Origin of the sequence: Kitasatospora cinereorecta (assembly GCF_024172095.1) — a bacterium.
GTDB classification, from domain to species: Bacteria; Actinomycetota; Actinomycetes; order Streptomycetales; family Streptomycetaceae; genus Kitasatospora; species Kitasatospora cinereorecta.
Window position 1 is genome coordinate 1 of record NZ_JAMZDX010000006.1, and the last position, 26,025, is coordinate 26,025.

At 69.3% G+C, this 26,025-nt stretch carries 22 protein-coding genes, 2 tRNA genes and 4 pseudogenes; 11 read left to right on the plus strand and 17 right to left on the minus strand.

What is annotated here, in order from left to right:
- On the plus strand, positions 1-501 hold a 501-nt coding region (locus FHR36_RS29235; RefSeq protein ID WP_253802022.1), incomplete at its 5' end, for an ATP-grasp domain-containing protein.
- A gap of 35 nt (positions 502-536) precedes the next feature.
- Here FHR36_RS29235 and FHR36_RS29240 read toward each other — a convergent pair.
- From FHR36_RS29240 to FHR36_RS39575, 3 genes are all read right to left on the minus strand, one after another.
- A complete protein-coding gene (locus FHR36_RS29240; RefSeq protein WP_253802024.1) occupies positions 537-1,091 on the minus strand; it encodes a methylated-DNA--[protein]-cysteine S-methyltransferase in 555 nt (184 codons plus the stop codon).
- A 56-nt stretch (positions 1,092-1,147) separates the two neighbouring features.
- Positions 1,148-1,384, minus strand: a complete 237-nt coding sequence (locus tag FHR36_RS29245; RefSeq protein ID WP_253802027.1) for a hypothetical protein — start codon at positions 1,382-1,384, stop codon at positions 1,148-1,150.
- Positions 1,385-1,635: 251 nt separating this feature from the next.
- Complete coding sequence (locus FHR36_RS39575) at positions 1,636-2,319, minus strand: hypothetical protein (RefSeq protein ID WP_301330876.1); 684 nt, start codon at positions 2,317-2,319, stop codon at positions 1,636-1,638.
- Positions 2,320-2,992: 673 nt separating this feature from the next.
- Between FHR36_RS39575 and FHR36_RS29255 the strand changes: the two genes are divergently transcribed.
- From FHR36_RS29255 to FHR36_RS29265, 3 genes are read left to right on the plus strand one after another with little or no spacing between them, the layout of a single operon-like run.
- The gene (locus FHR36_RS29255; RefSeq protein ID WP_253802029.1) at positions 2,993-4,213 is read left to right on the plus strand and encodes a DUF262 domain-containing protein; all 1,221 of its coding nucleotides are present in this window, start codon (positions 2,993-2,995) and stop codon (positions 4,211-4,213) included.
- Positions 4,206-5,345, plus strand: coding sequence for a DUF3696 domain-containing protein (locus tag FHR36_RS29260; protein ID WP_253802031.1), 1,140 nt, complete (start codon positions 4,206-4,208; stop codon positions 5,343-5,345). The genes FHR36_RS29255 and FHR36_RS29260 overlap by 8 nt, the downstream gene beginning before the upstream one ends.
- 52 nt (positions 5,346-5,397) lie before the next feature.
- On the plus strand, positions 5,398-6,321 hold the full coding sequence (locus FHR36_RS29265) for a hypothetical protein (protein WP_253802033.1): 924 nt from the start codon (positions 5,398-5,400) through the stop codon (positions 6,319-6,321).
- 147 nt (positions 6,322-6,468) lie between these two features.
- Here FHR36_RS29265 and FHR36_RS29270 read toward each other — a convergent pair.
- From FHR36_RS29270 to FHR36_RS29280, 4 genes and pseudogenes are all read right to left on the minus strand, one after another.
- A pseudogene (locus tag FHR36_RS29270) lies at positions 6,469-7,715 on the minus strand (IS3 family transposase).
- A gap of 294 nt (positions 7,716-8,009) precedes the next feature.
- A pseudogene (locus FHR36_RS40525) lies at positions 8,010-8,111 on the minus strand (helix-turn-helix domain-containing protein); the annotation flags it as partial.
- Between the two features lie 273 nt (positions 8,112-8,384).
- Positions 8,385-8,452 (minus strand) — tRNA-Tyr (locus FHR36_RS29275).
- A gap of 153 nt (positions 8,453-8,605) precedes the next feature.
- Positions 8,606-9,402 (minus strand): IS5 family transposase gene (locus FHR36_RS29280; RefSeq protein ID WP_253803183.1). Its coding sequence is split into 2 segments (ribosomal slippage): positions 8,606-9,066 and positions 9,066-9,402, totalling 798 coding nucleotides; the frame shifts between segments, so codons are not numbered across the junction.
- Positions 9,403-10,076: 674 nt separating this feature from the next.
- On the opposite strand from FHR36_RS29280, the gene FHR36_RS29285 reads away from it, so the two are divergent.
- From FHR36_RS29285 to FHR36_RS29295, 3 genes and pseudogenes are all read left to right on the plus strand, one after another.
- Positions 10,077-11,795, plus strand: coding sequence for a hypothetical protein (locus FHR36_RS29285; protein WP_253802036.1), 1,719 nt, complete (start codon positions 10,077-10,079; stop codon positions 11,793-11,795).
- Between the two features lie 450 nt (positions 11,796-12,245).
- A pseudogene (locus FHR36_RS40075) lies at positions 12,246-12,338 on the plus strand (tyrosine-type recombinase/integrase); the annotation flags it as partial.
- Positions 12,339-12,604: 266 nt separating this feature from the next.
- Positions 12,605-12,991 (plus strand): annotated as a pseudogene (locus tag FHR36_RS29295) (tyrosine-type recombinase/integrase); the annotation flags it as partial.
- Positions 12,992-13,079: 88 nt separating this feature from the next.
- On the opposite strand, the gene FHR36_RS29300 reads toward FHR36_RS29295, so the two are convergent.
- Positions 13,080-13,153: transfer RNA gene (locus FHR36_RS29300), tRNA-Thr, on the minus strand.
- A gap of 314 nt (positions 13,154-13,467) precedes the next feature.
- Here FHR36_RS29300 and FHR36_RS29305 point away from each other — a divergent pair.
- The 3 genes from FHR36_RS29305 to FHR36_RS29315 all read left to right on the plus strand — a co-directional run bounded on the left by FHR36_RS29305 (position 13,468) and on the right by FHR36_RS29315 (position 16,051).
- Complete coding sequence (locus FHR36_RS29305; RefSeq protein ID WP_253802038.1) at positions 13,468-14,559, plus strand: ABC transporter ATP-binding protein; 1,092 nt, start codon at positions 13,468-13,470, stop codon at positions 14,557-14,559.
- Positions 14,560-14,732: 173 nt separating this feature from the next.
- Positions 14,733-15,170 carry a hypothetical protein gene (locus tag FHR36_RS29310; protein WP_253802040.1) on the plus strand — a complete coding sequence of 146 codons (438 nt, stop codon included), beginning with the start codon at positions 14,733-14,735 and terminating at the stop codon, positions 15,168-15,170.
- 122 nt (positions 15,171-15,292) lie between these two features.
- On the plus strand, positions 15,293-16,051 hold the full coding sequence (locus FHR36_RS29315) for a nucleotidyltransferase family protein (RefSeq protein WP_253802042.1): 759 nt from the start codon (positions 15,293-15,295) through the stop codon (positions 16,049-16,051).
- A 94-nt stretch (positions 16,052-16,145) separates the two neighbouring features.
- On the opposite strand, the gene FHR36_RS29320 is transcribed toward FHR36_RS29315, so the two are convergent.
- The 7 genes from FHR36_RS29320 to FHR36_RS29350 all read right to left on the minus strand — a co-directional run bounded on the left by FHR36_RS29320 (position 16,146) and on the right by FHR36_RS29350 (position 22,856).
- Positions 16,146-17,639 carry a DoxX family membrane protein gene (locus FHR36_RS29320; protein WP_253802044.1) on the minus strand — a complete coding sequence of 498 codons (1,494 nt, stop codon included), beginning with the start codon at positions 17,637-17,639 and terminating at the stop codon, positions 16,146-16,148.
- Positions 17,640-17,885: 246 nt separating this feature from the next.
- Positions 17,886-18,881: a 23S rRNA (guanosine(2251)-2'-O)-methyltransferase RlmB gene (rlmB, locus tag FHR36_RS29325; protein ID WP_253802046.1), complete on the minus strand. Its 996-nt coding sequence runs from the start codon at positions 18,879-18,881 to the stop codon at positions 17,886-17,888.
- An 84-nt stretch (positions 18,882-18,965) separates the two neighbouring features.
- Entirely contained in the window at positions 18,966-20,357 is a 1,392-nt protein-coding gene (gene cysS / locus FHR36_RS29330) for a cysteine--tRNA ligase (protein ID WP_253802048.1), read from the minus strand.
- Positions 20,358-20,462: 105 nt separating this feature from the next.
- Entirely contained in the window at positions 20,463-20,858 is a 396-nt protein-coding gene (locus FHR36_RS29335; protein ID WP_253802050.1) for a PPOX class F420-dependent oxidoreductase, read from the minus strand.
- Positions 20,859-20,896: 38 nt separating this feature from the next.
- Positions 20,897-21,421 (minus strand): 2-C-methyl-D-erythritol 2,4-cyclodiphosphate synthase, encoded by a 525-nt coding sequence (gene ispF / locus FHR36_RS29340; RefSeq protein WP_253802053.1) that lies wholly within the window; start codon positions 21,419-21,421, stop codon positions 20,897-20,899.
- A complete protein-coding gene (gene ispD / locus FHR36_RS29345; protein ID WP_253803185.1) occupies positions 21,411-22,169 on the minus strand; it encodes a 2-C-methyl-D-erythritol 4-phosphate cytidylyltransferase in 759 nt (252 codons plus the stop codon). Before ispD ends, ispF begins: the two co-directional genes overlap by 11 nt.
- Positions 22,170-22,373: 204 nt before the next feature.
- Positions 22,374-22,856 (minus strand): CarD family transcriptional regulator, encoded by a 483-nt coding sequence (locus FHR36_RS29350; protein WP_014136563.1) that lies wholly within the window; start codon positions 22,854-22,856, stop codon positions 22,374-22,376.
- A 355-nt stretch (positions 22,857-23,211) separates the two neighbouring features.
- Here FHR36_RS29350 and FHR36_RS29355 point away from each other — a divergent pair, with 355 nt between their 5' ends.
- Positions 23,212-23,886, plus strand: coding sequence for a DUF461 domain-containing protein (locus FHR36_RS29355; protein WP_253802054.1), 675 nt, complete (start codon positions 23,212-23,214; stop codon positions 23,884-23,886).
- 98 nt (positions 23,887-23,984) lie between these two features.
- Here the strand turns inward: FHR36_RS29355 and FHR36_RS29360 are convergent, their stop codons facing one another.
- Positions 23,985-24,677 (minus strand): two-component system response regulator PhoP, encoded by a 693-nt coding sequence (locus tag FHR36_RS29360; RefSeq protein ID WP_253802056.1) that lies wholly within the window; start codon positions 24,675-24,677, stop codon positions 23,985-23,987.
- Positions 24,674-25,948 carry a two-component system sensor histidine kinase PhoR gene (locus FHR36_RS29365; protein WP_253802058.1) on the minus strand — a complete coding sequence of 425 codons (1,275 nt, stop codon included), beginning with the start codon at positions 25,946-25,948 and terminating at the stop codon, positions 24,674-24,676. The genes FHR36_RS29360 and FHR36_RS29365 overlap by 4 nt, the downstream gene beginning before the upstream one ends.
- Positions 25,949-26,025 lie beyond the last annotated feature (77 nt).

Below are 26,025 nucleotides of genomic sequence, written 5' to 3' on the forward strand. Positions count from 1 at the left end.
ACCTCGCCCGAAGGCCCGCTGCTGGCCGCCCTCGGCCGCACCAAGCGGGGCCGCCGCCGCGGCTTCACCGCCGACCCCGCCTACCTGGAGCCGGCCCGCCGGCTGGTCGAGGAGTTCGGCGTCGGCTACCTCTCCAACGTCCAGTTCCGGCACGACCGCGACGGCCGACCGGTGATCCTCGACGTCAACACCCGCCCGTCCGGCGGCCTCCACCAGCTGCGGCTGTGCGGGCTCAACCTGCCCTGGGCCGCCGTCGAACTCGCCCTCGGCGGCACGCCCCGCCTGCTGCCCACCGCCGAACTCGTGCTCCGCGACTACACCCTGGTCTCCAGCGCCCAGCCGCTGCTCCCCCGCCAAGCCGTCGCCCCCGCCCTGGAACGGATCGACCCGATCCTGGAACGGACCGCCCCGATCGTGGAACGGACCACGCCGGCCGCCCTGCCTGTCCCCGTACCGGTCGCCGGCGTGGAGCGGGAGGTCGCGGCACTCGAACCCGCCTGAGGCCCACGACGGCCCGACCGGCCCCGGGCGTACGCTCAGCCGGCCGGGCCGTCCCAGTCCAGCGTGGGCGGCAGCACGCCCTCCAGGGTCAGCAGCCAGCGCTTGACCTCCGCGCCGACGCGCCAGCCGCCCCCGAAGCCGCCCAGCCCGTCGGCCGCCACCACCCGGTGGCACGGCACCAGCAGCGCCAGCGGATTGGCACCCATCATCTGCCCGACCGTCCTGGCCGCCGCCCCCGGCTCGGTGAGCTCGGCGAACACCCCGCTGCGGGCGGCCAGCTCCCCGTACGTGATGGTGGCGCCGTACCCGACCTCGGAGAGCAGGCACTGCAGCACCGTGCGGTGCGGGCCGGTGGCGTAGCGCCAGTCCATCGGGAGGTCCAGCTCCCGGCGCCGGCCAGTGAAGTACTCGCTCACCCGGGCGGTGACCAGCGCCGTCTTCCGCTCGTCGGTGCAGCGCGGCTCCCCGGCCGGCAGTCCCGCGAACGACTCGCCGGTGAACGAGCTCGCGGCGACCCCGGTCGGGGTCACCGCGAAGCGCATCGGCCCGCTGGGCAGCGGGGTCGCGACGGTCACCCAGGAGAGGTCCATACCCGCAACCTACCCCTGCCGCGAGCGGGCCGACGGAGGGATCGGAGAGCGGGCGGTCAGAGGTGGCCCTTCAGGTACTCGGACAGCTTCCCGGACCACTCGGCGAACTCGCCGCGGTCCATCTTCCCCCGGCACAGCGCGGCCAGCTGGCCGTCGGACAGGGCCTCGGCCCCCGAGCCTGTCGCGCCTGCCGACATCCGGGACATCTCCCGGAGCATCGTGGCGAGCCGCTCCGCATCCGCGTGGCTGAGCATCACGAGCGCGTCGGTGTGGATGGTCGTCGAACCGGGCATCGCGGCCTCCCTTCGGTGGCCCCCAGTCCACGGTACGACCGCTCCCCCGATCGGCGCAGCTCAGCCGGCCCGGCCGCCCTCGCCGCCACGCAAAGGGGCGGAAGGACGACCCTCCGCACGCACTGGGCAGCATGCGCGGTGGCCCGGTCTTCCTGTCGCTCCCCGGCCCCCGCACCGGCCGCCTCTCCCGTCCCGGTGAAGCAGGGCCGGCGGGGCAGGCGGTTCGCTCGCCCACACCCGGTCCGGACGCCTCAGTTCACGGGGACCGGGTCGCCGCCGTCCTCGCGGTAGTACGAGTCGGTCAGCGACACCTGGGCCACGGTGCGGCCCTCGGCGAGCGCCTGGGCGGCCGCGGCCCGCCCGGTGAAGCCCCGGCGGTCCCGTTCGTACGACTGGACACCCTCGAAGTTGCGGGTGTCCTGAAGGGATCCCAGGTCGGCTTGACTGCCGATCAGCCGCACGACGAGGTGCTGGCGGGTCTGCGGATCGTCGAACTCGTAGCGGCCGGCGGGCGGGGTCCAGCCGGCGGGGGCGCCCCGCCAGGCGTCGTTCCAACCGTGGCCCGTCACCGCGGCCGACCACGCCTTCCCGGTCGCCCCGAGGTCGGCGCCGTCCACGACCACGTACTGCGCCAGCTCCCACTGGCACTGCAGCAGGCCCGGCCCCGCACCCTCGAACGGCCCGTCCCGCAGGCACCGGTCCGCCTCCGCCCCGCCCAGCGGCCGCCACCCGGCGGGCAGCGCCGCCATCGTCTCGTCCAAGCGCTGCCGGGCCGCCGTGTGCGCCTTCCCGCTCGCCGCGTCCGCCGCAGCCGTCGTCGAAGGCCCGGCCATCCCGGGCACCGCCCAGGCGTAGCCCCACCACAGACCGCCGGCCACCAGGCCCGCGACCGTACCGGTGATCAGGACGCGACGCTTGCTTCCCCCGAGTGTCATGACCCAAGCTTCCCAGACCCGTGTCACAGTCCGTCGACTGCCCCGTCCGGCTTCTGACCCACCGTCGGACAGAAATCTCTCCGGCACCACGGAACGACGAAGGGCCAGTCTCCGAGGTCGATCCTCGGGAGCTGGCCCTTGACGCGTCTGTCGAACTGAGCCCCCTGTCGGGTTCGAACCGACGACCCCCGCTTTACAAGAGGCTCGAGACGTCTCACGGTTCGCCTTCCTGCGTCCCTGTGTCCCCTCTCCTCCGCAGGCCAGATGGCGTATGCCTGATCGGGTGGTCACTTGCTCTCACGAGGCTTCACGGTCCGTGTGTCCCCACCACGTCCTCACCCGCTCGTCGCGCGGAGGCGCTTTCCAGTTCCACTGGCACGATCGCCCAGCTGGGCCTGATACCGGAAAATCCGAGGGCCCGACTCCAAGGTCGGGGCCTAACCGACGACCAGGCTCTGTCGATGGTCAAGAGTGAGGCCGGTCAACTACGGATAGCCCAGCCTGGGTGTTCACCAACACCTCGCCCCCTCACGACCCCGAGTCGCCGCCACGTGCCGCTCGATTTGGCACGGCTATGGCACGCGGTCGGGCTAGATTACGTGGAACGACTCCGGGGGTCGCGCCTGGTGGCAGCGCGTTACTGAGCACCACTGAGTTCCAACGAGGATGGATCATGACCGACAGCAACGGCTCCCCGAGCGGGAAGTCCCAGTACCCCGCACCGGACGCCCTCTTCGCGCTCGACGAGCCGGGGACTCAGCTCCCCGTCGAGTTCGACGATGGCGGCAAGAGTTCCGGCGTCGAGTCCGAGGACATCGGTGAGCAGATCGCCAGCCCCTTCGATCCCAGCAAGATCGAAGTTCAGACTCGCACCCCCACGGTCTCGCTCCTCCTCAACCGCATCCGGCGCGACACCATGGACCTCGCCCCGGACTTCCAGCGCCGTGCCGGCATCTGGACGGCGAAGGCGCAGAGCAGGCTCATCGAGTCGCTTCTGCTTCGGATCACCCTTCCGACACTCTACGCCGCCGAGGTGGACGAGGAGTCATGGGCGATCGTTGACGGCGTCCAACGCCTCACCACCATCGCGCGCTTCGTTGACCCCGCCGCCGTCGATGCCGAACCGCTCGTCCTCACCGGCCTGGAGTACCTGATCGAATTCAACGGGTACTCCTTCGCCGACCTGCCAGGCCGCCTTCAAACCCGGATCGAGGAGACCGAACTCGTGGTCCTCCTCATCCGTCGCGGAACACCGGAGGAGGTGAAGTTCAACATCTTCGCCCGCATCAACACAGGCGGCCGTCCGCTGACCCGTCAGGAGCTGCGGCATGCGCTCATTCCGGGCCGGGCCCGCACCTTCCTCTACGAGCTCGCCAACACCAGTCCGTTCCTCAGCGCGACGTCCTACAGCGTCTCCCCCGAACGGATGTCGGACCGCGAGATGTGCCTCCGATTTCTGGCATTCAGTCTCAACTCACCAGATTCGTACGCCTCTCAGGATTTCGACGGATTTCTCCGTTCTGCCATGCACACCATCAACACGTTGTCCCCGAACGAGCTTTCCGATTTGGAGGGACGTTTCCTCCATGCCATGGATGCGGCCGAACGGATCTTCGGCATTCACGCCTTCCGGAAGCGATTCCAGGGATACAACCGCCGTTCTCCGGTCAACAAGGCGCTGTTCGAAACCGAGTCGGCATGCCTGGCCAACCGGACCCTCGCCGAGATCGACATGCTCGCTGCCCGCCAGCCCGTCGTGGAGAAGAAGTTCATGGAGCTGATGGACGACCCCGCCTTTGTCGGCGCGGTGTCGGCCGGCACCGGCGATGTCGGAAAAGTCAGGCTTCGCTTCCGCGAAATGAACCGAATCTTCCAGGAGACGCTCGATGCTTGAGCACCTCGGCATTACCAACTTCAAGGCATTCGCCCGCCAGGACATCATTCTGGCCCCGTTCACGCTCCTCACCGGGCTGAATTCCTCCGGCAAGAGCACCGTTCTGCAGTCCCTCGCACTCCTCCGCCAGTCCTACGAGGCCGGGCTCCTCCACCTCTACGACGACGGTGGCGGGTTCCTCCTCAACGGCGAACTCGTCGAGCTCGGTACCGGTCAGGACGTCCGACACGACACGTACGTACGGCACGAGTCGAACGTCGCGGACGACCGCACCATTGCGCTCGCCGTAACGTCGGATGGAACCCGCTACGAGTGGAGTGCCGCCTACGGCCGTGAGGACGACCTGCTGAGGATGACCAGTTGTCCGACGGGCCCGGACGCCCAGGACACGGACGAGTGCTCGCTCTTCCAGCCCGGATTCCAGTACCTCAAAGCCGACCGCATCGTCCCGGCCGTCAGCTATCCGCGCTCCCACCAAGCAGCCGTGGGACGCGGATTCCTCGGCTCTCGGGGCGAGCACACCGTCAACTTCCTGCGGGCTCACCAGGACGACCCCGTCGCGGCTGGCCCCCTCCGACTCGACGACAACCACTCCGCGTCCCTCCTCTCCCAGACCGAGGTGTGGATGCAGCGGCTCTGCCCGGGCGTCAACCTCCAGGCTGTGGGCATCGACGGAACTGACACCGTACGGCTCAGCTACGGCTTCGGCTCCGGTATCTCCGCCTCTAACCGCTACCGTCCAACCAACGTCGGCTTCGGGCTGACCTATGCCCTGCCAATCGTCGTCGCCTGCCTGTCGGCCCAGCCGGGTTCCCTGATCCTCCTGGAGAACCCGGAGGCTCACCTCCACCCGCAGGGGCAGACCTGGCTCGCGTACCTCGCCGTGGCCGCAGTCGCCGCCGGGGCTCAGGTTCTCCTCGAGACCCACTCCGACCACGTCCTCAACGGGTTGCGCATCGCCGTGAAGGACAGGCGCATCCCTGCTTCGTCCACGGCCGTCCACTTCTTCCGACGCCACGAGCAGACCGCCGAGGTGATCAGCCCTGTCATGGGTGACGATGGCATGCTTTCCGAGTGGCCGACAGGGTTCTTCGACGAGTGGGAGAACTCCCTGGAGAAGCTTCTCGACTGACGTCCCGCGCCGCGCTCCAACAGTCGATCCTGAAAGAAACCTAGGGGTGGGAGTGTCGCTGACACTGTTTCTCAACGAGCTGTCCTGCGAGTCCGAATCCGGCCGCAGGGAGGTGGACACCGCGATGGCCGGCTTCGTCGATACGCTACGCCACCTCAAGAGCTGGCAGAGCATCGCGTTAGTCACCAGGAGCCCCCTCCCGACGTCCGAGCTGGCGCGCGGGTACCTGTACCAGCAGTGGGTGAACTCGAGCGAGCAGAACCGCGATCGGCACCGCTACCTCCTCGCGCTGCGCAGTCGTTCGCCCTTCCGGGACGCCGTCCAGTTGACGCTCGACCCGGACGAGGTCGAGTACCGGCACGACAACCGCACCGTGGAGGGAATCGCGTTCGCGCACCTCACCGACGGGCTTGCCGTCAGTCTTCCGGTGTCGGCGAAGTGGGCAACCTCATGGCTGGACATCGATATCCAGCACCTCACCGAAGACGGCATCGAGAGCAGCCGCGACCGCGCGCGGCATTGCTCCAGCCCGAATGAGGCCGACGAGCACAGGGCCTGGGCGCAGGACACGGCTTCATCCTCGCTCATCACCCTCGCGGAAATCCTCGACGCCTGGGACGAGTTCTTCCCGCACCTCCAGAAGATCCCCCGCTTCGAGCGCGGCCTCCGCCGCCTCGACGTGAAGTGGCACCGGCCGGTCCGCAAGCTGCTGATCGATCTGGAAGCGACCGCCGCCAACTGGGATCCGGCGACCTCGCCCGAGCCCCAGTGGCAGCACCCGCACATCACTCCGGAATCACAGAGCCGTCAGCAGCTTTGCACCTTCACCGATCTCGACGGCGAAGACCGCTGCTTCTCCTGGCACGGCCGGTTCACCCCGGGAGCGGGGCGGCTGCACTTCCGCCTCGTTCCGGAGGAGCCCGCGTTCCGGCTCGGACATGTCGGTGACAAGCTCGGTAGCGACGCGCAGTCCTGAGAGGCGGTAGTCCCTGGTGCGATCCCGGGACAGCGCCGTCTACTCAGGGCCAGGCCTGACTCGCGGAAGCGAACCGGTCGAACAGCACACAACCGGCCGGCTCGACAAGGGGGCCTTCGCCCGCGAAGGTGGACACGCGGTTGGTTGTCACGCGGCGAGCGTGAGCTTAGCGGTGTGGTGTCGGCGTTCGTATTCGTTGGGGCTGAGGTGGCCGTTGGCGGAGTGGCGGCGGCGGGTGTTGTAACGGGTCAGCCAGGCGAAGACGGTCCTCCTGCAGGTGGCGGGGTCGCCGTAGTCGCGGGCGCCCTGGAGCGTCTCGCGTTTGAGGGAGGCGTGAAAGCTCTCGCAGGCCGCGTTGTCCGCGCTGCTGCCGACCGCGCCCATCGAGCGGGTAACTCCCAGGTCTGAGCACAGGCCGGCGAAGGCCCTGGACGCGTATTGCGCCCCGTGATCGGTGTGGAACACCGCCCTGTCCAGACCGCCGCGGGTCGCGGCGGCCATCCGCAGCGCGTCGGCGACCAGGCCGGTGCGCATGTTGTCGGCGATGGACCAGCCCACGACCTTGCGGCTGAAGCAGTCCAGCACGGTGGCCAGATAGAGGAACTCCCCGTCCGCCAGCGGCAGACACGTGATGTCGCCCATGTACTTGCGTCCCGGTTCGGCGGCGGTGAAGTCCCGCCGGAACAGGTCCGGGACCAGCTGCGCGGCCGGGTCGGGGAGGGTGGTGCGGACCCTTCTTCGCAGACGGACGCCGGCGATGTCGTGCGTGCGCATCAGCCGGGCGACCCGCTTGTGGTTGATCCTGGCTCCGGTCTCTCGCAGTTCCGCGGTCACCCTCGGCGAGCCGTAGGTCCCGCCGGAGACGACGTGGATCCGGCGGATCTGTTCGGCCAGGACCTGGTCCTCGCGCTGGCGGACGGCCCTGGCGCCGGCCCCGCCGAGCCACTTGTAGTAGCTGGACCGGTTGAGGTCCAGGACCTGGCACAGCCGCTTCACCTCGTAGGCGTCCCGGTGGTCGTGGACGAACTGGAAGCGGCTCACCAGTTCGTCTCGCCGGCGAAATACTTGGCCGCCTTGCGCAGGATGTCCCGCTCGGTGGCCAGCTTCCGCTCGCTCGCCTCAAGCTCGGCCACCCGGGCCTCCAACTGCCGGATCCGCTCGTTCGGATCGTCGGACGCGGCCGGCTGCAATGCCCTGGCCGTGGTAGTGCCGCCGGCCCGCGGCCCGGTGGGGGCGACACCGCGGCGTTCGCGCTCCCGCAGCACTCACTCGCGCAGCGTCGCCCTGTTGATACCCAGGTCAGCGGCGATGTCCTTGTAGGTCGCCCCGGGCGTGGACTCGTACAAGGCCACGGCATCGGCCTTGAACTCGTCCGAGTAGTCCTTCATCGCCATCGGCGGTGTTCTCGCTTCCTCCGGATCAAGCAGATCCAGTATCAGCGTGTCCACCCTTCAGGGCGAAGGCCCAGGAGGGCCGGACCGAGCCGAATCCTTCGAGTCGCGGACGTGAACAGCGGCGCCCCCAGAGCCACCTCGACGCAGTCACCGCCTTCCGCACTGCTGTAGCTGCTCTGCCCAATCCTCCGAGCTCGGCTGCAATTCCCCGCTGCTTCCCACGCCGTCGGGCACGATTGGGACACGTCGCATCGGCCTGCGGCCGAGTGAGATGCTGGGACCGCGCTACTGAAGGTTCTTCTCCCCGCCCTCGAAGCGTTCCACGGCCTGCACCCGGATCCGCTCCCGCGCGGCCCTCTCGGCGTGGGTCAGCCCGCCGCCTTTCGCGCACCTCACGAATCCAGACCTACCGGAGCCAACCCGCACCGTCAGGCGAACGGCTCCGACATTACTCAATCAAGTTCAGATGTTCGGAGGCCCTCCGCAAGCTCACCCTCAGATCGAACAGGCTCATCGTGCTGCGGTGGCAGGCCTTGCTTATGCGATCGGTCGGGTTCATCGATGTGGAGGCATGCCGGGATCGGGCACAGACACACTGACGCCATGTCCCCACCGTGTCCCCACCGAACGCCAGATCCCCCTCCAAAGAAGCTTGCGCTTGGTGGCACGTGGAGCCCCCTGTCGGGTTCAAACCGACGACCCCCGCTTTACAAGCTAGCCCCGCCTACCGCGCGAGCTGCTTGAGCTAGGCGGAGTTCGCTGTCGGTGATTTCGTAGCGCCTGCGGCGGTCCGGCGCTGTTCGCCGCTGTTGATGTCGGGGTCTGATGTCGGCGACGGTCGCCACATGAGTAGCTGCAAGCACTGGCCGAGCGCCCAGTTAGAAGCCATCTCATTTGGCCAGCCGGCGATGGCAGATGAGTGCCGCGGCGATGGTGGCGAAGGCTGCGAAGTGGTCGGCTTTGCGTTCGTAGCGGCGGTGGAGCCGACGGAAGCCGCCCAGCCATGCGACGGTCCGCTCGATCACCCAGCGGTGCCGGCCGAGGCGGCTGGAGGACTCGATGCCGCGGCGTGCGATGCGGGTCGTGATCTGTCGTCGTCGCAGGTAGGAGCGGATGAAGCGGTGGTCGTTGGCTTTGTCGCCGTGGAGCCTGCCGGGCCGGCGGCGCCGGGGGCCGCGGCGGGAGCGGATCGGTGGGATCGCCTCGACGAGCGGAATCAGGGCCTGGCTGTCGTGCAGGTTTGCGCCGGAGATCGCCAGCGACAGGGGTAAACCGGTGCGTTCGGTGAGCAAGTGGATCTTTGACCCGAACTTGCCCCGATCGACAGGATTCGGACCCGTCAGGTCCCCTTTTTCGTGGCCCGCATGTTCACGGAGTCGACCGCGCACCTCGACCAGTCCAGCTCACCCTGCGAGCCGAGCTCGTCCAGGACCAGACGATAGAGCTTGGCCCACACCCGGGCCGCGGTCCACTCGGTGAAGCGCCGGTGGGCCGTCGGCCCGGACGGGCCGAAACACGGCGGCAACTGGGCCCACGTGCACCCCGATGTCGCCACGAACACGATCGCCGCAAGCACTTCGCGGTCCCCGTGCCGGCGTCGGCCACCGCCCTGCGGGCGCGTCGGTGCCGCTGGCACCACCCGCTGGAACAGCTCCCACAACTCGTCCGGTACCAGCCGCTCCACGATCGTCACGAGAGCAGCCTACAAGCCCAAATGAGATAGCTTCTTAAGCGTCAAGCCGCCGATGACCGGACACCCACCTCTGGAGGGCGGGAGGTGTTGACACTGGGTGACCTGCACGGAAGCGGCCTTGGCCCGGAGCCTCGAATCAGCCGCTGGCGACCCTGACTGACCGTGGTGTGCCGCTCGATCTGGCACGACTGTGGCACAGCCCGGTCCTCAAGCTAGACGACAACACCGGACCGTCGCTGAGCCGGCGACTCGCTGACCTGCGGGGGGAACGGGTGCCTCGCCGTCGTTTCCCGCTGGTTTCTGGTCCAACGGGCACGCAAGGGGCATGGAGTGGGCACAGTGACTCACGGCAGACGAAGGCCCCCGCGCAGCGCACAACCGCACGCGCCGCTCGCCGCCGCGTGCTCAAGGAAATGGCCATGGAGCGTGATAGTCCTGTACGACATCAGGGCGTGCGACCGACCACCCGTGAGTCGAAGGCAGCTCGAAGATGGTCTGGTCGACTTGACCGTGCCTCCAGGTGCGCTATGTCTACACGAGGCAGATCCTTGAAGTAGGACGATTCTGCAAGCTAGAGGGGCCCGTAGGGCAGATAGGCTACTTTCCGTCACTACTCCACAAGCCTCGCCAGATTTCGACATGCTTCAATTCGAAACTCGGAGGAGGAAATGTCCGAGTGTTTTGTGATTATGCCGATCCGCAGAGACGGATCTGAAGAGTTCTTCCACTTCCGCACAATTTATGACGATTATGTCAAGCCCACGGTTATTCAAAGCGGTTTTGACAAGGTTATCCGGGCTGATGACGTTCAGAAATCTGGGGCAATTACTCAGGATATAGTCCAGAGGCTAGCCACGGCAGACCTGGTGGTTGCCGATCTGACGGACCTTAACCCGAATGTATATTACGAGCTTGGCGTCAGGCATAGCCTAAAGGGTCGCGGGACGATCATGATCTTGGATGAAGGGCGAACGCCTGATATTCCCTTCGACTTAAGCGCATATCGCGTCATAAAGTTCAAATCAGACCTGCAGGGCATTAGCAAGTTGCGGCATGGCCTCGCCCGCTATCTGGAGGAGTTGGGGGCGAAGTCGCCGGACAGCGAAGAGAGGGATAATCCAGTTCACAACTGGCTTCCCTCATTGCCTGTCAATGCGTTGTCTACCGCCGTGGGTTCCGAGGAAGGTCGACTGCGTCAAAGCCTGGCCGAGTTGAATAAGCAGCTCCAGGGTTATAAACAGCGCTACGGTGAGCCTGAAAGCGGAAGCTCCGGAGACGAGGACGTCACACATCAAGTATTCACGCTTTTGCAGCAGGCGCGCGATGGCGCCCTTGGGCCAGATTTGGTCAAGGCCGCGCATGAAGCTGCAGAGCGCCAAGACAAGACTGGGTATTTGGAGGCGCTATACAGGATCCAGGGATCGGAACTTCGGCTCTCTGAGCGTGAATATGTCATTCTGGCGATGGATGCCTTGCAGCTCAGCCTGCCAGAGGCTCAGGCGATGGTTCTGCAGGCTGGCACAATTGCCCACCCTGCAGACAAGAGCTTGAAGCGGGCTCAGCTGTCTCAGTTGGCCCATTCCTATGACCCATCGGAGCGGCGCAAAGCCCGCGGCGCACTGCAAGCCGAGATAGGGATCAGATCCCAGGATGGCAGGATCATTGTCCCTGCTCGCCTGGACGGGGAGACGGCCTCTTTGCTAGGCATCATGTTGGATGCCTACCACGCTGACAATATGGATAAAGAAGCACTTGAAATCACAAGCGCCCTGATTGAGAAGCTCCCCAGTAGTAGCGCGCTCGCACGAAACCATGCCCGGGCACTAGAGAAGGCGGGTGAAGACCCTGTAGAGTGGTATCAGCGGTCTATTTGGTGTGCGAATCCGGACGATACCAGTGCAATTTGGTTTGGTAATGAGTTGCACAATACTAGACGGTATGTCGACGCTCTAGAGGCGTATTCCTTTGCCTGTGTCCTCGACGCCAATGATGCTACCAACTTTGCGCATGTGGCCGACGAGATCTCGCGAACCATTGACGAGCGTGACTATCCGGTGGGTCAGGCGGCAATGAAGCGGATCCTTCCGCAAGAGGTTAGAATTGAAACGCTAAAAACAACGCTGGTTGCGGCATTCTCGTGCGATCAGCTTGGGCAATCTGACGTCGACCGCTCTATCGAGGCAGTGAAGCGAAGCGCTATCGACTCCGGCTTCGTGAACGCCATTCTGCAGATTCGAACCGAAGGGTCTGCCGAGTTGGACGGAGAGGTCGTCTGGCGCATGAGGCCGGGGGAGCGGCGGGCTTTTGCAATTAGGCTTTACGATCTCGTTAAGAGTCCTCTAACGGTGCGGGAGGATTTCACCAATTCGCCAGACGGTGAAACCTAGGGCTATTGCTTCCCTGCGCTGTTGAGCCGCGGGTGGTGGAGTGGTTTTGGCCGGTGTACCCTCCGCCTGTGCGGGTGGGAAGTTGGAGCGGGGCGAAGACAGGGGGCGGGGCGCGTGCCGGAGGAAGGCCGGCGCCGCCCGCGCTCTTGCGCGGAATCCCGAACAAACAGTGAGGCTCCCATTCCAGCAGTCCAGAAGGCCGGGAGTCCACGCCGGATCTCGATCCGCCTAGATGTTGCCTTCCCATGGTCCCTGCTCCGCCTCCCCGCCGAACGGAGCGAGGTGGCTTGACGGAGTAGCGAAACCGTAACAGCCGCTCCCCTCAACTCGCGCTTCATCGCACCGCTCCGCGACGTCCTCACCGCCGCTGGCGTTCCACGGACGTCGACCCCGACACCTGGATATGGGGCCTGTGCGGTCCTGCGGGACGCAACCCACTGGGACGACGTGGTGGTCAGCCTCGGCTACGAACACCTCAGCCGCCACGATCTCCGGCACACCGGGCTGACGTGGCTGGCGAATGCGGGCGTGCCACTGCACGTCTTGCGGAAGCTCGCGGTGTACGGATCGCTCACGACGGCCCAGCGCTACCTGCACCCGGACAGGCGCGATCGAGCTGGCCAGCGAGGCTCTGAGCGCGCATCTGAGCGGCCCCCGCAGAGCCCCCGATCCCGAGGTGGTCCCGCCGGACTCCCCCGGACGCCGACTACGGCTCGTTCGCTGAAGCGGTCGCAGAAACGGCAAAAGCCCCGCTGGCCTGGATTTCCGTCCAGTCAGCAGGGCTCCGACATCACTGTCGGGACCACAGGATGTGCGTGGCTCCGCTGCGCTGGCAGCGGATGCGACAAGCCGAGCAGCGCCGCCAGCGTGTGGCCGCCGATCAGGACTGGCACCCGTCCGACTTCGTGTTCACGACGGGTACCGGCCGGCCGGTCGAGCCGCGCAATCTCAGCCGGTCGTTCACCCGGATCTCGGCGACCGAGGCGCTGCCGCCGGTCCGGCTGCACGACACCCGACACGGCTGCGCGACGCTGCTGGCGGCGGCTGGCGTGCAGCCTCGGGACCTGATGGCGATCCTCGGGCACAGCCAGATCGCGGTCACGATGGAGATCTACGCCCATGTGGTGCAGGACAACCAGCGGGAGGCGATGAGCCACATGGACCGGCTGCTGAAGCGCCGCCGACCGGCCCGCTGATGTCAGCTTGAGATGTCGAAAGGCCCCGGACCGTCATCGGTTCGGGGCCTTTCTGCGTCTGTGGCACGTTGACGTGCGCAAACGAATGAGCCCCCTGTCGGGTTCGAACCGACGACCCCCGCTTTACAAGAGCGGTGCTCTGGCCAGCTGAGCTAAGGAGGCACGGTGACCGTCCGCGGCGAGCCACGGCGGCACCAGGGGCAGTGTACCGGGCGGGGGCGGGGGGATGGCGGTGGTTAATCGGTGCAGGGTGGTTCGGGTGGTTCGGGGCGGTCTGTCCTGATTGCGATCGGATCGATAGCGAATTCAGCCACCGGTGAGGGCTGACAAACGGATGAACGTACGGGTACCGTCGCGAGGAAGTCGGCTGTTCCAGAGGTTCAGACCATCACGGGCAGCGGCCGGCGGAGCGAAACAATCCAACCCCTTTACTCGGATCGTCCGGCACGTTCCTGCCGGTGAAGGAGCGAATCACCATGGCCTCTGTCACGTTCGACAAGGCGACCCGGCTGTACCCGGGTAGCAACAAGCCCGCCGTCGACGCGCTCGAGCTGGAGGTGGCGGACGGCGAGTTCCTCGTCCTGGTCGGCCCCTCGGGCTGCGGCAAGTCCACCAGCCTCCGCATGCTGGCCGGCCTCGAGGACGTCAACGGCGGCGCGATCCGCATCGGCGACCGCGATGTGACCCACCTGCCGCCGAAGGACCGGGACATCGCGATGGTGTTCCAGAACTACGCGCTCTACCCGCACATGACCGTCGCGGAGAACATGGGCTTCGCGCTCAAGATCGCCGGCGTGAACAAGGCCGAGATCCGCACCAAGGTCGAAGAGGCCGCGAAGATCCTCGACCTCACCCAGTACCTGGACCGCAAGCCGAAGGCGCTCTCCGGCGGTCAGCGCCAGCGTGTCGCGATGGGCCGCGCGATCGTCCGCGAGCCGCAGGTCTTCCTGATGGACGAGCCGCTGTCCAACCTGGACGCCAAGCTCCGCGTCTCCACCCGTACCCAGATCGCCGGCCTGCAGCGCCGCCTGGGCATCACCACGGTCTACGTCACCCACGACCAGACCGAGGCCATGACCATGGGCGACCGCGTCGCGGTGCTCAAGGACGGTCTGCTGCAGCAGGTCGACACCCCGCGCAACATGTACGACCGCCCGGCCAACCTCTTCGTCGCGGGCTTCATCGGCTCGCCGGCGATGAACCTGGTGGACGTGCCGCTGGTCGACGGCGGCGTGAAGTTCGGCGGCTCGGTCATCAACATCTCCCGTGAGGACCTGGCCAAGGCCGACACCGACAAGTCGGTCACCGTCGGCATCCGCCCGGAGCACTTCGAGATCGTCCCGGCGGGCGGCATCGACGGCGTCGCGGTGACCGTGAACGTGGTCGAGGAGCTCGGCGCCGACGGCTTCGTCTACGGCACCACCAAGGTCAGCGGCGAGGACAAGGACATCGTCGTGCGCGTGCACGGCCGGCAGATCCCGCAGAAGGGCGAGACCATCCACGTGGTCCCGACCGGCGGCGAGCCGCACGTGTTCTCCACCACCACCGGTGAGCGTCTCAGCAACTGACGACGTGCAGTGGGTGCGCCCCCGTCGGACTCCGGTCCGGCGGGGGCGCCGCCGTTCCGTACGCCCTCCGGGCGGGGCTGCGTCAACACGATGGCGGAACAAAACCGGACACGGCTCACTCGATGGTGTAACGGAGTGCTCATCGACCGCCACCCACCGCTACTCTCCTGAGCGTGAAACAGCTCTTGCGCCGTATCGGCCAGACCGTTGCCCTCACGCTCCCGGTGATCCTGGTGACCACCGGGACGCTCGCCGTCACCCGCGTTCCGTGGGCCCCGCCGACCGGGCTCGACCAGCAGGTGGTCGCGGCCTCCAGCGGCGACGGCAGCATCGGCCGCACCTCCACCACGCCCACCACCCAGGGCCTGGCCCCACAGGACGCGCTGCGGGTCGACCTGATGGAGGAGCTGAAGAACCACAACCCGGGCACCGCGCTCGACCTGCTGGAGCGGACGATGCGCGAGAAGCCGTCGCTGACGCCGTACTGCAGCCAGCTCGCGTCCGAGCTCGGCCGGGCCGCGGTGCACAAGTACCAGGGCGACGTGCAGCGGGCCCGGTCCTTCGCCCGCCCGGTCTGCGACGGGTCGTTCGCCGCGGGCGTCGTCAACTGACACCTGCCGACACACGACACACCGGCTGACGCCGAACGGCAAAGACAAAGAAGAGGGCCGAGGGGCTGACACCCGGCGGCCGGCAGTGGGGTCCGCGGCGACGCGGACCCTATTGTTTCGCTATGACCGCTGACTTCCCGCGCTCCGCCCCCGTCGCCGAGCGTTCCGCCGTCACCCAGGCGGTGATCCTGGCCGGCGGGCAGGGCTCCCGGCTCCGCCCGTACACCGATGACCGTCCGAAGCCGCTGGTGGAGATCCCCGGGACGGGGACGCCGATCCTGGGCCACCAGCTGGCGTGGCTGGCGTCCGAGGGCGTGACCGACGTGGTGATCTCCTGCGGGCACCTGGCCGAGGTGCTGCAGGAGTGGCTGGACGGCGCCGACCTCCCGCTGGAGGTGCGCACGGTGGTGGAGAGCGAGCCGCTCGGCCGCGGCGGCGGGCTCAAGTTCGCCTCGAAGGCGCTGCCCCGCCCGGACGAGCCCTGGTACGCCACCAACGGGGACATCTGGACCCGCTTCAGCCTGCGCGAGATGGCCGCCTTCCACCACGAGCGCGCCGCCGTGGCGACGCTGGCCCTGGCCCGGCCGCGGATCCCGTGGGGGGCGGTGGAGACCGACCGGTTCGGCAACGTGCTGGACTTCATCGAGGCACCGCCCTCGCCGTTCCTGATCAACGCCGGCCTGTACGTCTTCGCCCCGGGCTTCCGGGAGCTGCTCCCGGACGTCGGCGACCACGAGCGCACCACCTTCCCCCAGCTGGCCCGCAACCGGCAGCTGGCGGGCTACCAGCTGCCCCAGGGCTGCTACTGGCGGGCGATCGACACCGCCAAGGACCTCACCGAGGCCGCGAAGGAACTGGCCGCCGCCCGCACCTCCGACTGAGACCGCCCGGAAGAGCAGAGACCATCTGCAACAGCATTGAGCCTCCTCCCGGAAAGTCCGGGAGGAGGCTCAAATGCGGTGGAACGCCGGTCCGTCAGGCCGTCACCTCGCCGCCGGGGGCCGCCATGCCGAGGCCGAGCAGCGGCGGGCCGCTGCCGAGCAGTCCGCCGATCGGGCTGCCGCTGGTCGGGGTGGAGCGCGGGCTGGAGGTGGAGCCGCCGCCGGTGTGGCCGCCGGTGGTGCCGCCTCCGGTGCCTCCGCTGGGGGCGTGGCTCGGGGTGCTGCTGGGGCTGCCGCTGGTCCTGGGCTTGGCGGACCCGCTCTTGCTGCCCGAGGGGGTCGCGGAGGGCGAGGGGGTGGTGGGGGCCTTGGACGGGGTCGGGGACGGGGCGGGCGAGGACGGGCCGTTGGCGGGCCACATCGGCGAGCCGAAGTCGGTCGGCGGGTGCGCCGGGGCCTGGGTGCGGCCGGTGCGGACGGCGGCGCCGAGCATGGAGCCGGTCAGCAGGGTGACGCCGACGACCACGGCGGTGACCACGGTCCGCCGCCGGACCACCCGGCGCCGGACGGCGGCGGGGGCGGTCGCCCCGTACCGGCGCCAGGCCTCCAGGGCGATCCGGCCGTCCAGCGAGCCGAACGGCGCTCCGGCGATCAGCAGCGGGCTCCAGGCCGCCAGGAAGATCAGGTCGGGCGTGTCGTAGACCGGCACGGCCTTCCAGCTGACGGTGAAGAGCAGGGCCGCAGAGAGCAGCATCGCCGCGCCGGCGGCGAGGCGCTGCCAGAGGCCGAGGATCGACAGCACGCCGACCACGATCTCGATGAACGCCACCGCCAGGCCGGAGCCGACCGGGTGGGCCATCGCGAAGTCGAGCAGCGGCTGCGCGACCTTCCACGGGTGCAGCGAGGCGAGCCAGCGCATCATCGAGCCGCGGTCGCCGCCGTCGAAGTACACCGGGTCGCAGAGCTTGCTGAAGCCGGCGTAGACGGAGAGCGAGCCGAGCAGGACGCGCAGCGGCAGCAGCACCAGGCCGAGGTCGACCCGGCGGCCGGGGTACCAGGCGTGCTTGGAGGAGTCGCCGGTCATGGACGAGACCTCGGGCAGCTCGCCCTCGGGTTCCCAGCTGCGCCCCGCGCCCATCCGGACGGCGTCGTCGAGCAGTCCGGGGACGCCGACCACCGGCGACTCGACGGCCGTGGGCGGCCCGGACTGCCGGGGTACGGCCTGGAGCGGCTGGGTGTCGTCGGAGACCGGCGTGGCGGGGGCCGGCACGGTGTTCAGCCGGACGGCCTCCAGCAGGCTGGTCGCGGCGAGGTCCCCGGGCGCGGCCTGGCCGCTCCAGGTGACCACCCGGGCCTTCCGGCGCGGGGCGCCGCCGCGGCCGCCGCCGACGCCGGCGAGGGCGGGGACGGCGGTGGCCGGCACGACCACCTGCGGGGTGACCAGGGTCCGCCCGCCGGCGGTGCGGATGCCGTACGGGTCACCGAAGGCGGCACCCGCCGGTGGGTCGATCAGCGGGGCCACGGGGGCGGCGAGCCGGATCCGGAAGCTGGCCTGGGTGCTGCTGAGCTTCGCCGGGTCGGACGGCACCTTCACAGTGTTGAGGCCGGGGCCGTCGTCTATCCCCGCGAGGCCGCCCTGCCCCGGGCGCCGAGGTGTTCTGGTGTCCACACCCCTCTAACCGGGTGACGGGCCCTTAGGACACTCTCCCGGGTGGATATCGGGCGGCGATTTGAAGTGATCATGAGAAAACCGACCGGGCCCGACTGGACCCGATCGGTTCACTCCGCGCCGGTGCGCAGAAACGGTCAGCGCAAAACCGGTGCGCAGAAACGGTCAGCTGCGCTTGGCGCGCATCCGGGCGGCCTCGTACAGCACGATGCCGGTGGCCACACCGGCGTTCAGCGACTCGGTCTGACCCGGCATCGGGATCCGCACCCGCAGGTCGCAGGTCTCCGCGACCAGGCGGGACAGGCCCTTGCCCTCGGAGCCGGCCACGATGACCACCGGACCGGTCAGCAGGTCGAGGTCGCCGATCTCGGCCTCGCCGTCGGCGGCCAGGCCGACCACCATCAGGCCGGCCTTCTGGTACGCCTCCAGGGCGCGGGTCAGGTTGGTGGCCCGGGCGACGGAGAGGCGGGCGGCGGCGCCGGAGGAGGTCTTCCAGGCACCGGCGGTCATGCCGGCCGCACGGCGCTCGGGGATGACCACGCCGTGCGCGCCGAAGGCGGCGGCGGAGCGGACCACGGCGCCGAGGTTGCGGGAGTCGGTGACCCCGTCCAGGGCGACGATCAGCGCGTCCTGCCCGGCGTCGGAGGCCTCCGCCAGCAGGTCGTCGGGGTGGGCGTACTCGTACGGCGGGACCTGGAGCACCAGGCCCTGGTGGTTGAGGCCGCCGGTCATCTGGTCCAGCTGCGGGCGCGGGGCCTCCATCAGCGGGATGCCGCGGTCGTTGGCGGCCTGGAAGGCCTCCCGGACGCGGTCGTCGGTGTCGATGAACTGCATCACGTACAGCGCGGTGGCCGGCACGCCGCCCTGCAGCGCCTCGACGACCGAGTTGCGGCCCACCACCAGCTCGGCGGCACCGGCGCCGCCGCGGCCGCCGCGCGCGCCGGCACCGGCCCGGCGCATGCCGGCCCGGGACTTGGCGTCGCGCTCGCGCTTGACCGCCGCGTTGGCGGCGCGCTGCTTGGGGTGACCCTTGCGGGCCTCGCCGGGCGGGGTCGGGCCCTTGCCCTGGAGCGCCTTCCGGCTGTGGCCGCCGGTACCGACACTCGCGCCCTTCTTCGATCCGGGGTTGCGGCGGTTCCTGCGCTGGCTGTTGCCGGCCATGGCTGTACTTCCTGTCTATACGTCGTCTGCATCGTGCGCGTGGGCCGTACCCGTCGGGGTACGGCCCACCCGCGCCCCGGAGGGCTACTTGTTGATCGTCCAGCGCGGGCCGGACGGGGTGTCCTCGATCGCCAGCCCGGCCTCGCCGAGCTGGTCGCGGATGGCGTCCGCGGTAGCGAAGTCCTTGCGGGCCCGGGCCGCCTGGCGCTGCTCCAGCACCAGCCGGACCAGCGAGTCGACCACGCCGTGCAGGTCGTCGCCGCGCTCGGTGCCGGCCCACATCTCGTCGAGCGGGTCGAGACCCAGCACTCCGAGCATCGCACGGACCTCGGCGAGTCGCGCCACCGCGCTCTCCTTGTCGTCCGCGGTCAGGGCGCTGTTGCCCTGGCGGACGGCGGTGTGCAGGACGGCGAGCGCCTGCGGTACGCCCAGGTCGTCGTCCATCGCCTCGGCGAAGGCCAGCGGCACCTCGGGCGCCGCGTCCACCAGGCCGCAGCGCTCGATCGCGCGCTCGATGAAGCCCTCGATCCGGGCGAAGGAGGTCTCCGCCTCGCGCAGCGCGTCCTCGCTGTACTCGATCATCGAGCGGTAGTGCGGGGAGGCCAGGTAGTAGCGGAGCACGATCGGCCGCCAGCGCTGCACCATCTCGGAGACCAGCACCGAGTTGCCGAGCGACTTGGACATCTTCTCGCCGCTCATGGTGACCCAGGCGTTGTGCACCCAGAAGTTGGCGAAGTCGTCGCCGAAGGCGCGGGACTGGGCGATCTCGTTCTCGTGGTGCGGGAAGATCAGGTCGAGCCCGCCGCCGTGCACGTCGAAGGCGTCGCCCAGGTACTTGTGGGCCATCGCCGAGCACTCCAGGTGCCAGCCCGGCCGGCCGCGGCCCCACGGGGTCTCCCAGCTGGGCTCGCCCGGCTTGGCCGCCTTCCACATGGCGAAGTCGCGCTGGTCGCGCTTGCCGGTCTCGCCCTCGCCCTCGGGCTGGAGCAGGTTCTCCAGCTTCTGGTTGGAGAGCTCCAGGTACTCGGGGAAGGTGGTGACCGCGAAGTAGACGTTGCCGTCGGACTCGTAGGCGTGGCCGCGCTCGATCAGGCCGCGCATCATCTCGATCATCTCGGGCACGTGGCCGGTGGCCCGCGGCTCCACCGAGGGCGGCAGGCAGCCGAGCGCGTCGTAGCCCTCGTTGAAGGCCCGCTCGTTGGCGTAGGCGATCTCGTACCAGGGGGTGCCGGTCTGCTGGCCCTTCCAGATCACCTTGTCGTCGATGTCGGTGACGTTGCGCACGAAGGTGACGTCGTAGCCGCGGTAGCCGAACCAGCGGCGCATCACGTCGAAGTTGAGGCCGGACCGGATGTGCCCGATGTGCGGAGGCGCCTGCACGGTCGCACCGCACAGGTAGATCGAGACACAGCCCGGCACGAGCGGGACGAAGTCGCGTACCTGGCGGGTCTTGGTGTCGTACAGACGAAGGCTCACAGCGTCAAGCGTAGTGGGCGACGGGGGGTGCCCCGCCACCTTTCCCGGTGGCGGGGCTGCCCCGCAGCTCGTGGCTGCCCCGATCGGCGGGGCGGCGGCGTCCGCTCAGACGTTGCCGACGATCTTGCGCGGGGTAAGCCGGCAGACCACCCGGACGTCGCCGGGGCCGTCGGCGTCGTAGTCCTTGCCGTGCCGGTACTTGCGGGAGAGCTCGTCGATCAGCTCGCGCCCGCCCTCCCGGCCCATGGTGACCTCGCCGCGGACCTCCACGTAGTGGTACGGGTGGTCGGGCGGGTTGATCACGAAGCTGATCCGCGGGTCACGGACCATGTTGAGGTGCTTGCGGCGCCCCTCCAAGGTGGAGAAGAGGATGTCCTCGCCGTCGCGCTTCACCCAGACGACGGACGCCTGCGGACTGCCGTCCGGCTGGATCGTCGCCACCACGGCGAAGCTCTTGCCGTCGAGCAGTTCCTTGGCGCGGTCGGAAAGCTGCTGGGTCACCCTGAGCCTCCTGCTTCTGATCAGCGGTCAGAAGCAGGCTATGCCGCGGGGTTGGCGTACACCAGCGCCGTCGCGATCGCGGCGAGTCCCTCGGCGCGGCCGGTCAGGCCGAGTCCGTCGGTGGTGGTGCCGGAGACCGCCACCGGGGCGCCGACCGCCTCCGACAGGGCCCGCTGGGCCTCCTCCCGGCGCTTGCCGATCTTCGGGCGGACGCCGATCACCTGGATCGCCACGTTGCCGATCTCGAAGCCGGCCGCCCGGACGATCCGGGCCGCCTCGGCCAGCAGGGTGACCCCGGCGGCGCCCGACCACTCGGGCCGGTCGGTGCCGAAGTGCGCGCCGAGGTCGCCCAGGCCGGCGGCGGAGAACAGCGCGTCGCAGGCGGCGTGCGCGGCCACGTCGGCGTCCGAGTGCCCGGCCAGGCCGTACTCGGAGTCCGGCCACTCCAGCCCGGCGACCCGCAGCGGGCGGCCGGCCTCGAAGGCGTGCACGTCGGTGCCGATCCCCACCCGGGGGAGGATCGGCGCGGCCTGCGAAGTCGTCCCGGTCTGATCAGTAGCCATCGGTGGCCCTCCTGCGGGCGAGTACGGCCTCGGCGAGCACGAGGTCCAGCGGGCGGGTGACCTTGAAGGCCTCCTCGTGGCCGGGGACGACCACCACCCGGCCGCCGAAGTGCTCGATCAGCCCGGCGTCGTCGGTGACCGAGGTCTCCTCGGTGAGCGCCTTCAGGTGCACCTCGTGCAGCGCGGCGCGGTCGAAGCCCTGCGGCGTCTGGACGGCGCGCAGGGTGGAGCGGTCGGGGGTGTCCAGCACCGGCTCGGGCGCGCCGGCCAGCTGCGGTTCGACCCGCTTCACGGTGTCGGCCAGCGGGACGGCGGGCACCACGGCCGGGTGACCGGAGCGGACGGCGGCGGCCACCGCGTCCACCACCTCGACCGGGACCAGCGGGCGGGCGGCGTCGTGCACCAGCACCACCCGGATGTCCGCGGGGATCGCGGCGAGGCCGAGGCGCACCGACTCCTGCCGGGTCGCCCCGCCGGCCACCACCCGGACGTCGTCGCCCTCCAGGCCGTGGCTGTCCAGCAGTCCAACCACCTCGGCGACGCCGTCCGGCGGGGCGCAGACCACGACCAGCCCGACCGCGCGGCTGCGGGCCAGCGCCCGGACGGCGTGCACCAGCAGCGGCACTCCGCCGAGTTCGCGCAGCGCCTTGGGCGCTCCGGGGCCGAGCCGCTCGCCCCGCCCGGCGGCCGGAACCACGGCCGCGGCCAGTTGTGCTGTGGCGTTCAGGTTTCGCTCCTCGGTCGCGATGGGTATGGCCCTGCCGAACACCTCGAACGTGCGGCAAGGCCCCCTTCCGAACTGCACGTTAGTGGAAGTTCCGCCGGTGGAAGTTCAGCGTCGCCATCGACAGGCCTCGGGCATGCCGCGGCGCCCGGGGTGCAGGTGCACCGCGGGCGCCGCGTCGTACAGCGTCGTGCAGGAGAGCCGTTGCTCAGCAGGCCTGGCGAGGCCTCAGGAGGCGAGAACCTCGTCGAGCAGCGTCTCCGCCTTGTCCTCGTTGGTGTTTTCGGCGAGTGCCAGCTCGCTGACCAGGATCTGGCGCGCCTTGGCGAGCATCCGCTTCTCGCCGGCCGACAGACCGCGCTCGCGCTCGCGACGCCACAGGTCGCGGACGACCTCGGCGACCTTGATCACGTCACCCGACGCGAGCTTCTCCAGGTTCGCCTTGTAGCGGCGGGACCAGTTGGTGGGCTCTTCGGTGTACGGTGCGCGCAGCACCTCGAACACCCGGTCGAGACCCTCCTGGCCGACCACGTCGCGCACGCCGACGAACTCCGCGTTCTCTGCGGGTACGCGCAGAGTCAGATCTCCCTGCTGCACCTTGAGCACCAGGTAGGTCTTGTCCACACCTTTGATCTGGCGAGTTTCGATGGCCTCGATCAGCGCTGCCCCGTGATGGGGGTAGACCACCGTGTCGCCAACCTTGAACGTCATGTGACAGGACCCCTTCCGTGGCTTTCCAGAATAACACGGTTCGCGGCGCACCCGAAGGGCGTTTTCGCAGGTCAGGGCGGGTCTCAGGGCTTGACAACCACCCCCATGACATGCTGCGACCGGTGTTCGAGGAGGGCTTCCCGCAGGTCGGAGGCGGTGTGACTGCTCGGCGAAACCTCTGGTCAACAGTCCCGCAACCATGATTGGATCTTGAGTTTTTGGCCCGTGTCCGCACCGATGGACCGTTCGTGATCCGATCGCGACACGGGGCCACCCCGTGAGAGCCGGATATGTGAGGTCGGTAGTCTGAGCCCTGACCCCGACCGTTGATCCACACCAAGGAGAAGTCGCCGCCGTGAGCCGGAGCCTTCGACGCGGCGCCATCGCCGCCCTCGTCATCGCCGCGATCGTCCCGCTGGCCGCCTGCTCGGCCGGCAGCTCCCCGGCGACCATGCAGGTCACCCCCGACAGCGCGGCGACCTCGATCGGCAGCGACATCAAGCTCAACAACATCGTCGTCGTGACGCCGGCCTCGGCCCAGGCCGAGTACACCGGCCCGGCCAACGTGACCGTCAACATCAGCAACACCGGCACTGCCCCGGAGTCGCTGAAGTCGATCACCGTGGGTGGCGCCGCCGCGACCTTCGCCGACGCCCAGGGCGGCTCGATCTCCGAGATCGTCATCCCGGCCGGCGGCTCGGTGCTGCTGGGCGGCAACGGCCGGCCGGTCGCCAAGGTCTCCTCGGCCAAGGTGACCGTCGGCGGTCTGGTCGACACTGCCTTCACCTTCGGCCAGGCGGGCAACGTGACCGCCCCGGTCAACGTCCAGCCGGCCGTCGCCTACTACGCCGACTACGGTCCTAAGGCCGAGGCCGCCCCGTCGCCGAAGCCGTCCGCCTCCGCCCCGGCCGCCTCCGGCTCGCCGGCCGCGAGCGGCTCCCCCTCGGCGTCCGCGACCGCCTCGACCTCGGCGTCCGCCACGGCCGGTGCCGGCACCGCCTCCGGCTCGCCGAGCCCGAGCGCGCACTGATCCGACGCGAAGGGGGCCCCTGCCGAGCAGGGGCCCCCTTCGCGCTGCCGCCCGCGGGCGGCGGTACGGCTCAGAGCCGACGGTTCACGGCTGACGGTTTACGGCTCGAACTTGTAGCCCAGGCCGCGGACGGTCACCAGGTAGCGCGGCGCGCCCGGGTCGGGCTCGATCTTGGCGCGCAGCCGCTTCACGTGGACGTCCAGGGTCTTGGTGTCGCCCACGTAGTCGGCGCCCCAGACCCGGTCGATCAGCTGCATCCGGGTGAGCACCCGGCCGGCGTTGCGCAGCAGCATCTCCAGCAGGTCGAACTCCTTGAGCGGCAGGTCGACCTTGGCGCCGTCCACCGTCACCACGTGGCGGTCGACGTCCATCCGGACCGGGCCGGCCTCCAGCGCGCCCGGGGCGGCGACGCCGTCGCCGTTGCCGTCCTCGCCGCGGCGGCGCAGCACCGCGCGGATCCGGGCGACCAGCTCGCGGGTGGAGTAGGGCTTGGTGACGTAGTCGTCCGCTCCTATCTCCAGGCCGACGACCTTGTCGATCTCGCTGTCCTTCGCGGTGACCATGATCACCGGGACGTTGGAGCGGACCCGCAGCTGGCGGCAGACCTCGGTGCCGGGCAGGCCCGGCAGCATCAGGTCGAGCAGGACCAGGTCGGCGCCGTTGCGCTCGAACTGCTCCAGCGCGTCGGGGCCGGTGGCGGCGACCGCCACCTCGAAGCCCTCCTTGCGGAGCATGTACGAGAGGGCGTCGCTGAACGACTCCTCGTCCTCGACCACCAGTACACGGGTCACGATCGGGCCTCCGGTGCAGGAAGGGGGGTTGTTGCTTCTGGTTCGTTGGTCAGGCGGCGGCGCTCGACCGGAGGCTGTCCGGCCGGGAGCCGCAGGGTGAAGGTGGAACCCTGGCCCTCGACGCTCCACACCGACACGGTGCCGCGGTGGGACGCGGCGACGTGCTTGACGATGGAGAGGCCGAGACCGGTTCCGCCGGTGGCGCGGGAGCGGGCGGGGTCGACGCGGTAGAAGCGTTCGAAGATCCGCTCGCGGTCCTTCTCCGAGATGCCGATGCCCTGGTCGGTCACCGAGATCTCGATCAGTTCGCCGTCCGCCTCGCCCAGCGCGGCCGCGCTGGAGATCCGGCGGGTGGCGATGGCGACCCGGGTACGCGGCGGACTGTAGTTCACCGCGTTCTCCACCAGGTTGCCGAGGGCCGCGGCCAGCTGGCCGCGGTTGCCGTTGAGGTACAGGCCGCCGACGCCGCCGGCGGCGATGTGGATCTGCTTGGCCGCGGCGGTCTGCCGGCAGCGGTCGATCGCCTCGGCGATCAGCTCGTCCACGGGGACCGGCTCCGGGTCGACCTTGAGCTGGTCGTCCTGGACCCGGGACAGGTCGATGATCTCCTGGACCAGGCTGGCCAGCCGGGTCGCCTCGACCTGCATCCGGCCGGCGAAGCGCTGGACCGCCTCCGGGTCGTCGGAGGCGTCCGCGACGGCCTCGGAGAGCAGCGACAGCGCGCCGACCGGGGTCTTCAGCTCGTGCGAGACGTTGGCCACGAAGTCGCGGCGGATCGCCTCGATCCGGCGGCGCTCGGTCAGGTCCTCGACCAGGACGAGGACCAGGCGGGAGCCCAGCGGCGCGACCCGGACCGAGACGGCGAGCGGCTCGGCGGTCCGGGCGGCTCCGCCGGGGCGGGGCAGCTCCAGGTCGACCTGGCGGATCTCGCCGTCCCGCCGGGTCGCCCGGGCGAGCGACAGCATCTGCTCGACGGCCATCGCGCCACCGCGCACCAGCCCCATCGCGTACGCGGCGGAGCTGGCCTTCACCACCTCGTCGCCCTCGCCCAGCACGATCGCGCAGGAGCGCAGCACCGAGAGCACGGTGTCCACGCCGGGTGGGAGGGCAGGCTCCTGGGCCGGGGCGGGGCCCGGTCCGGTCTTGCTGCTGCCACTGCCGCTGCCGCGTGCCTGCTCGCGCTCACTCCAGCGGAAGGCGATGGCGGCCGTGAGGCCGACGCCGAGCCCGGCTATGGCGCAGGCAGCGGCGGCGGCCACGTTCACGTCCATACGGTCAGCGTAAGCGGTCGACGGGAGCGCTCCGTAAGGGTGCGATCAAGGCATCGGCCGGACGTTGCCGAGAATTC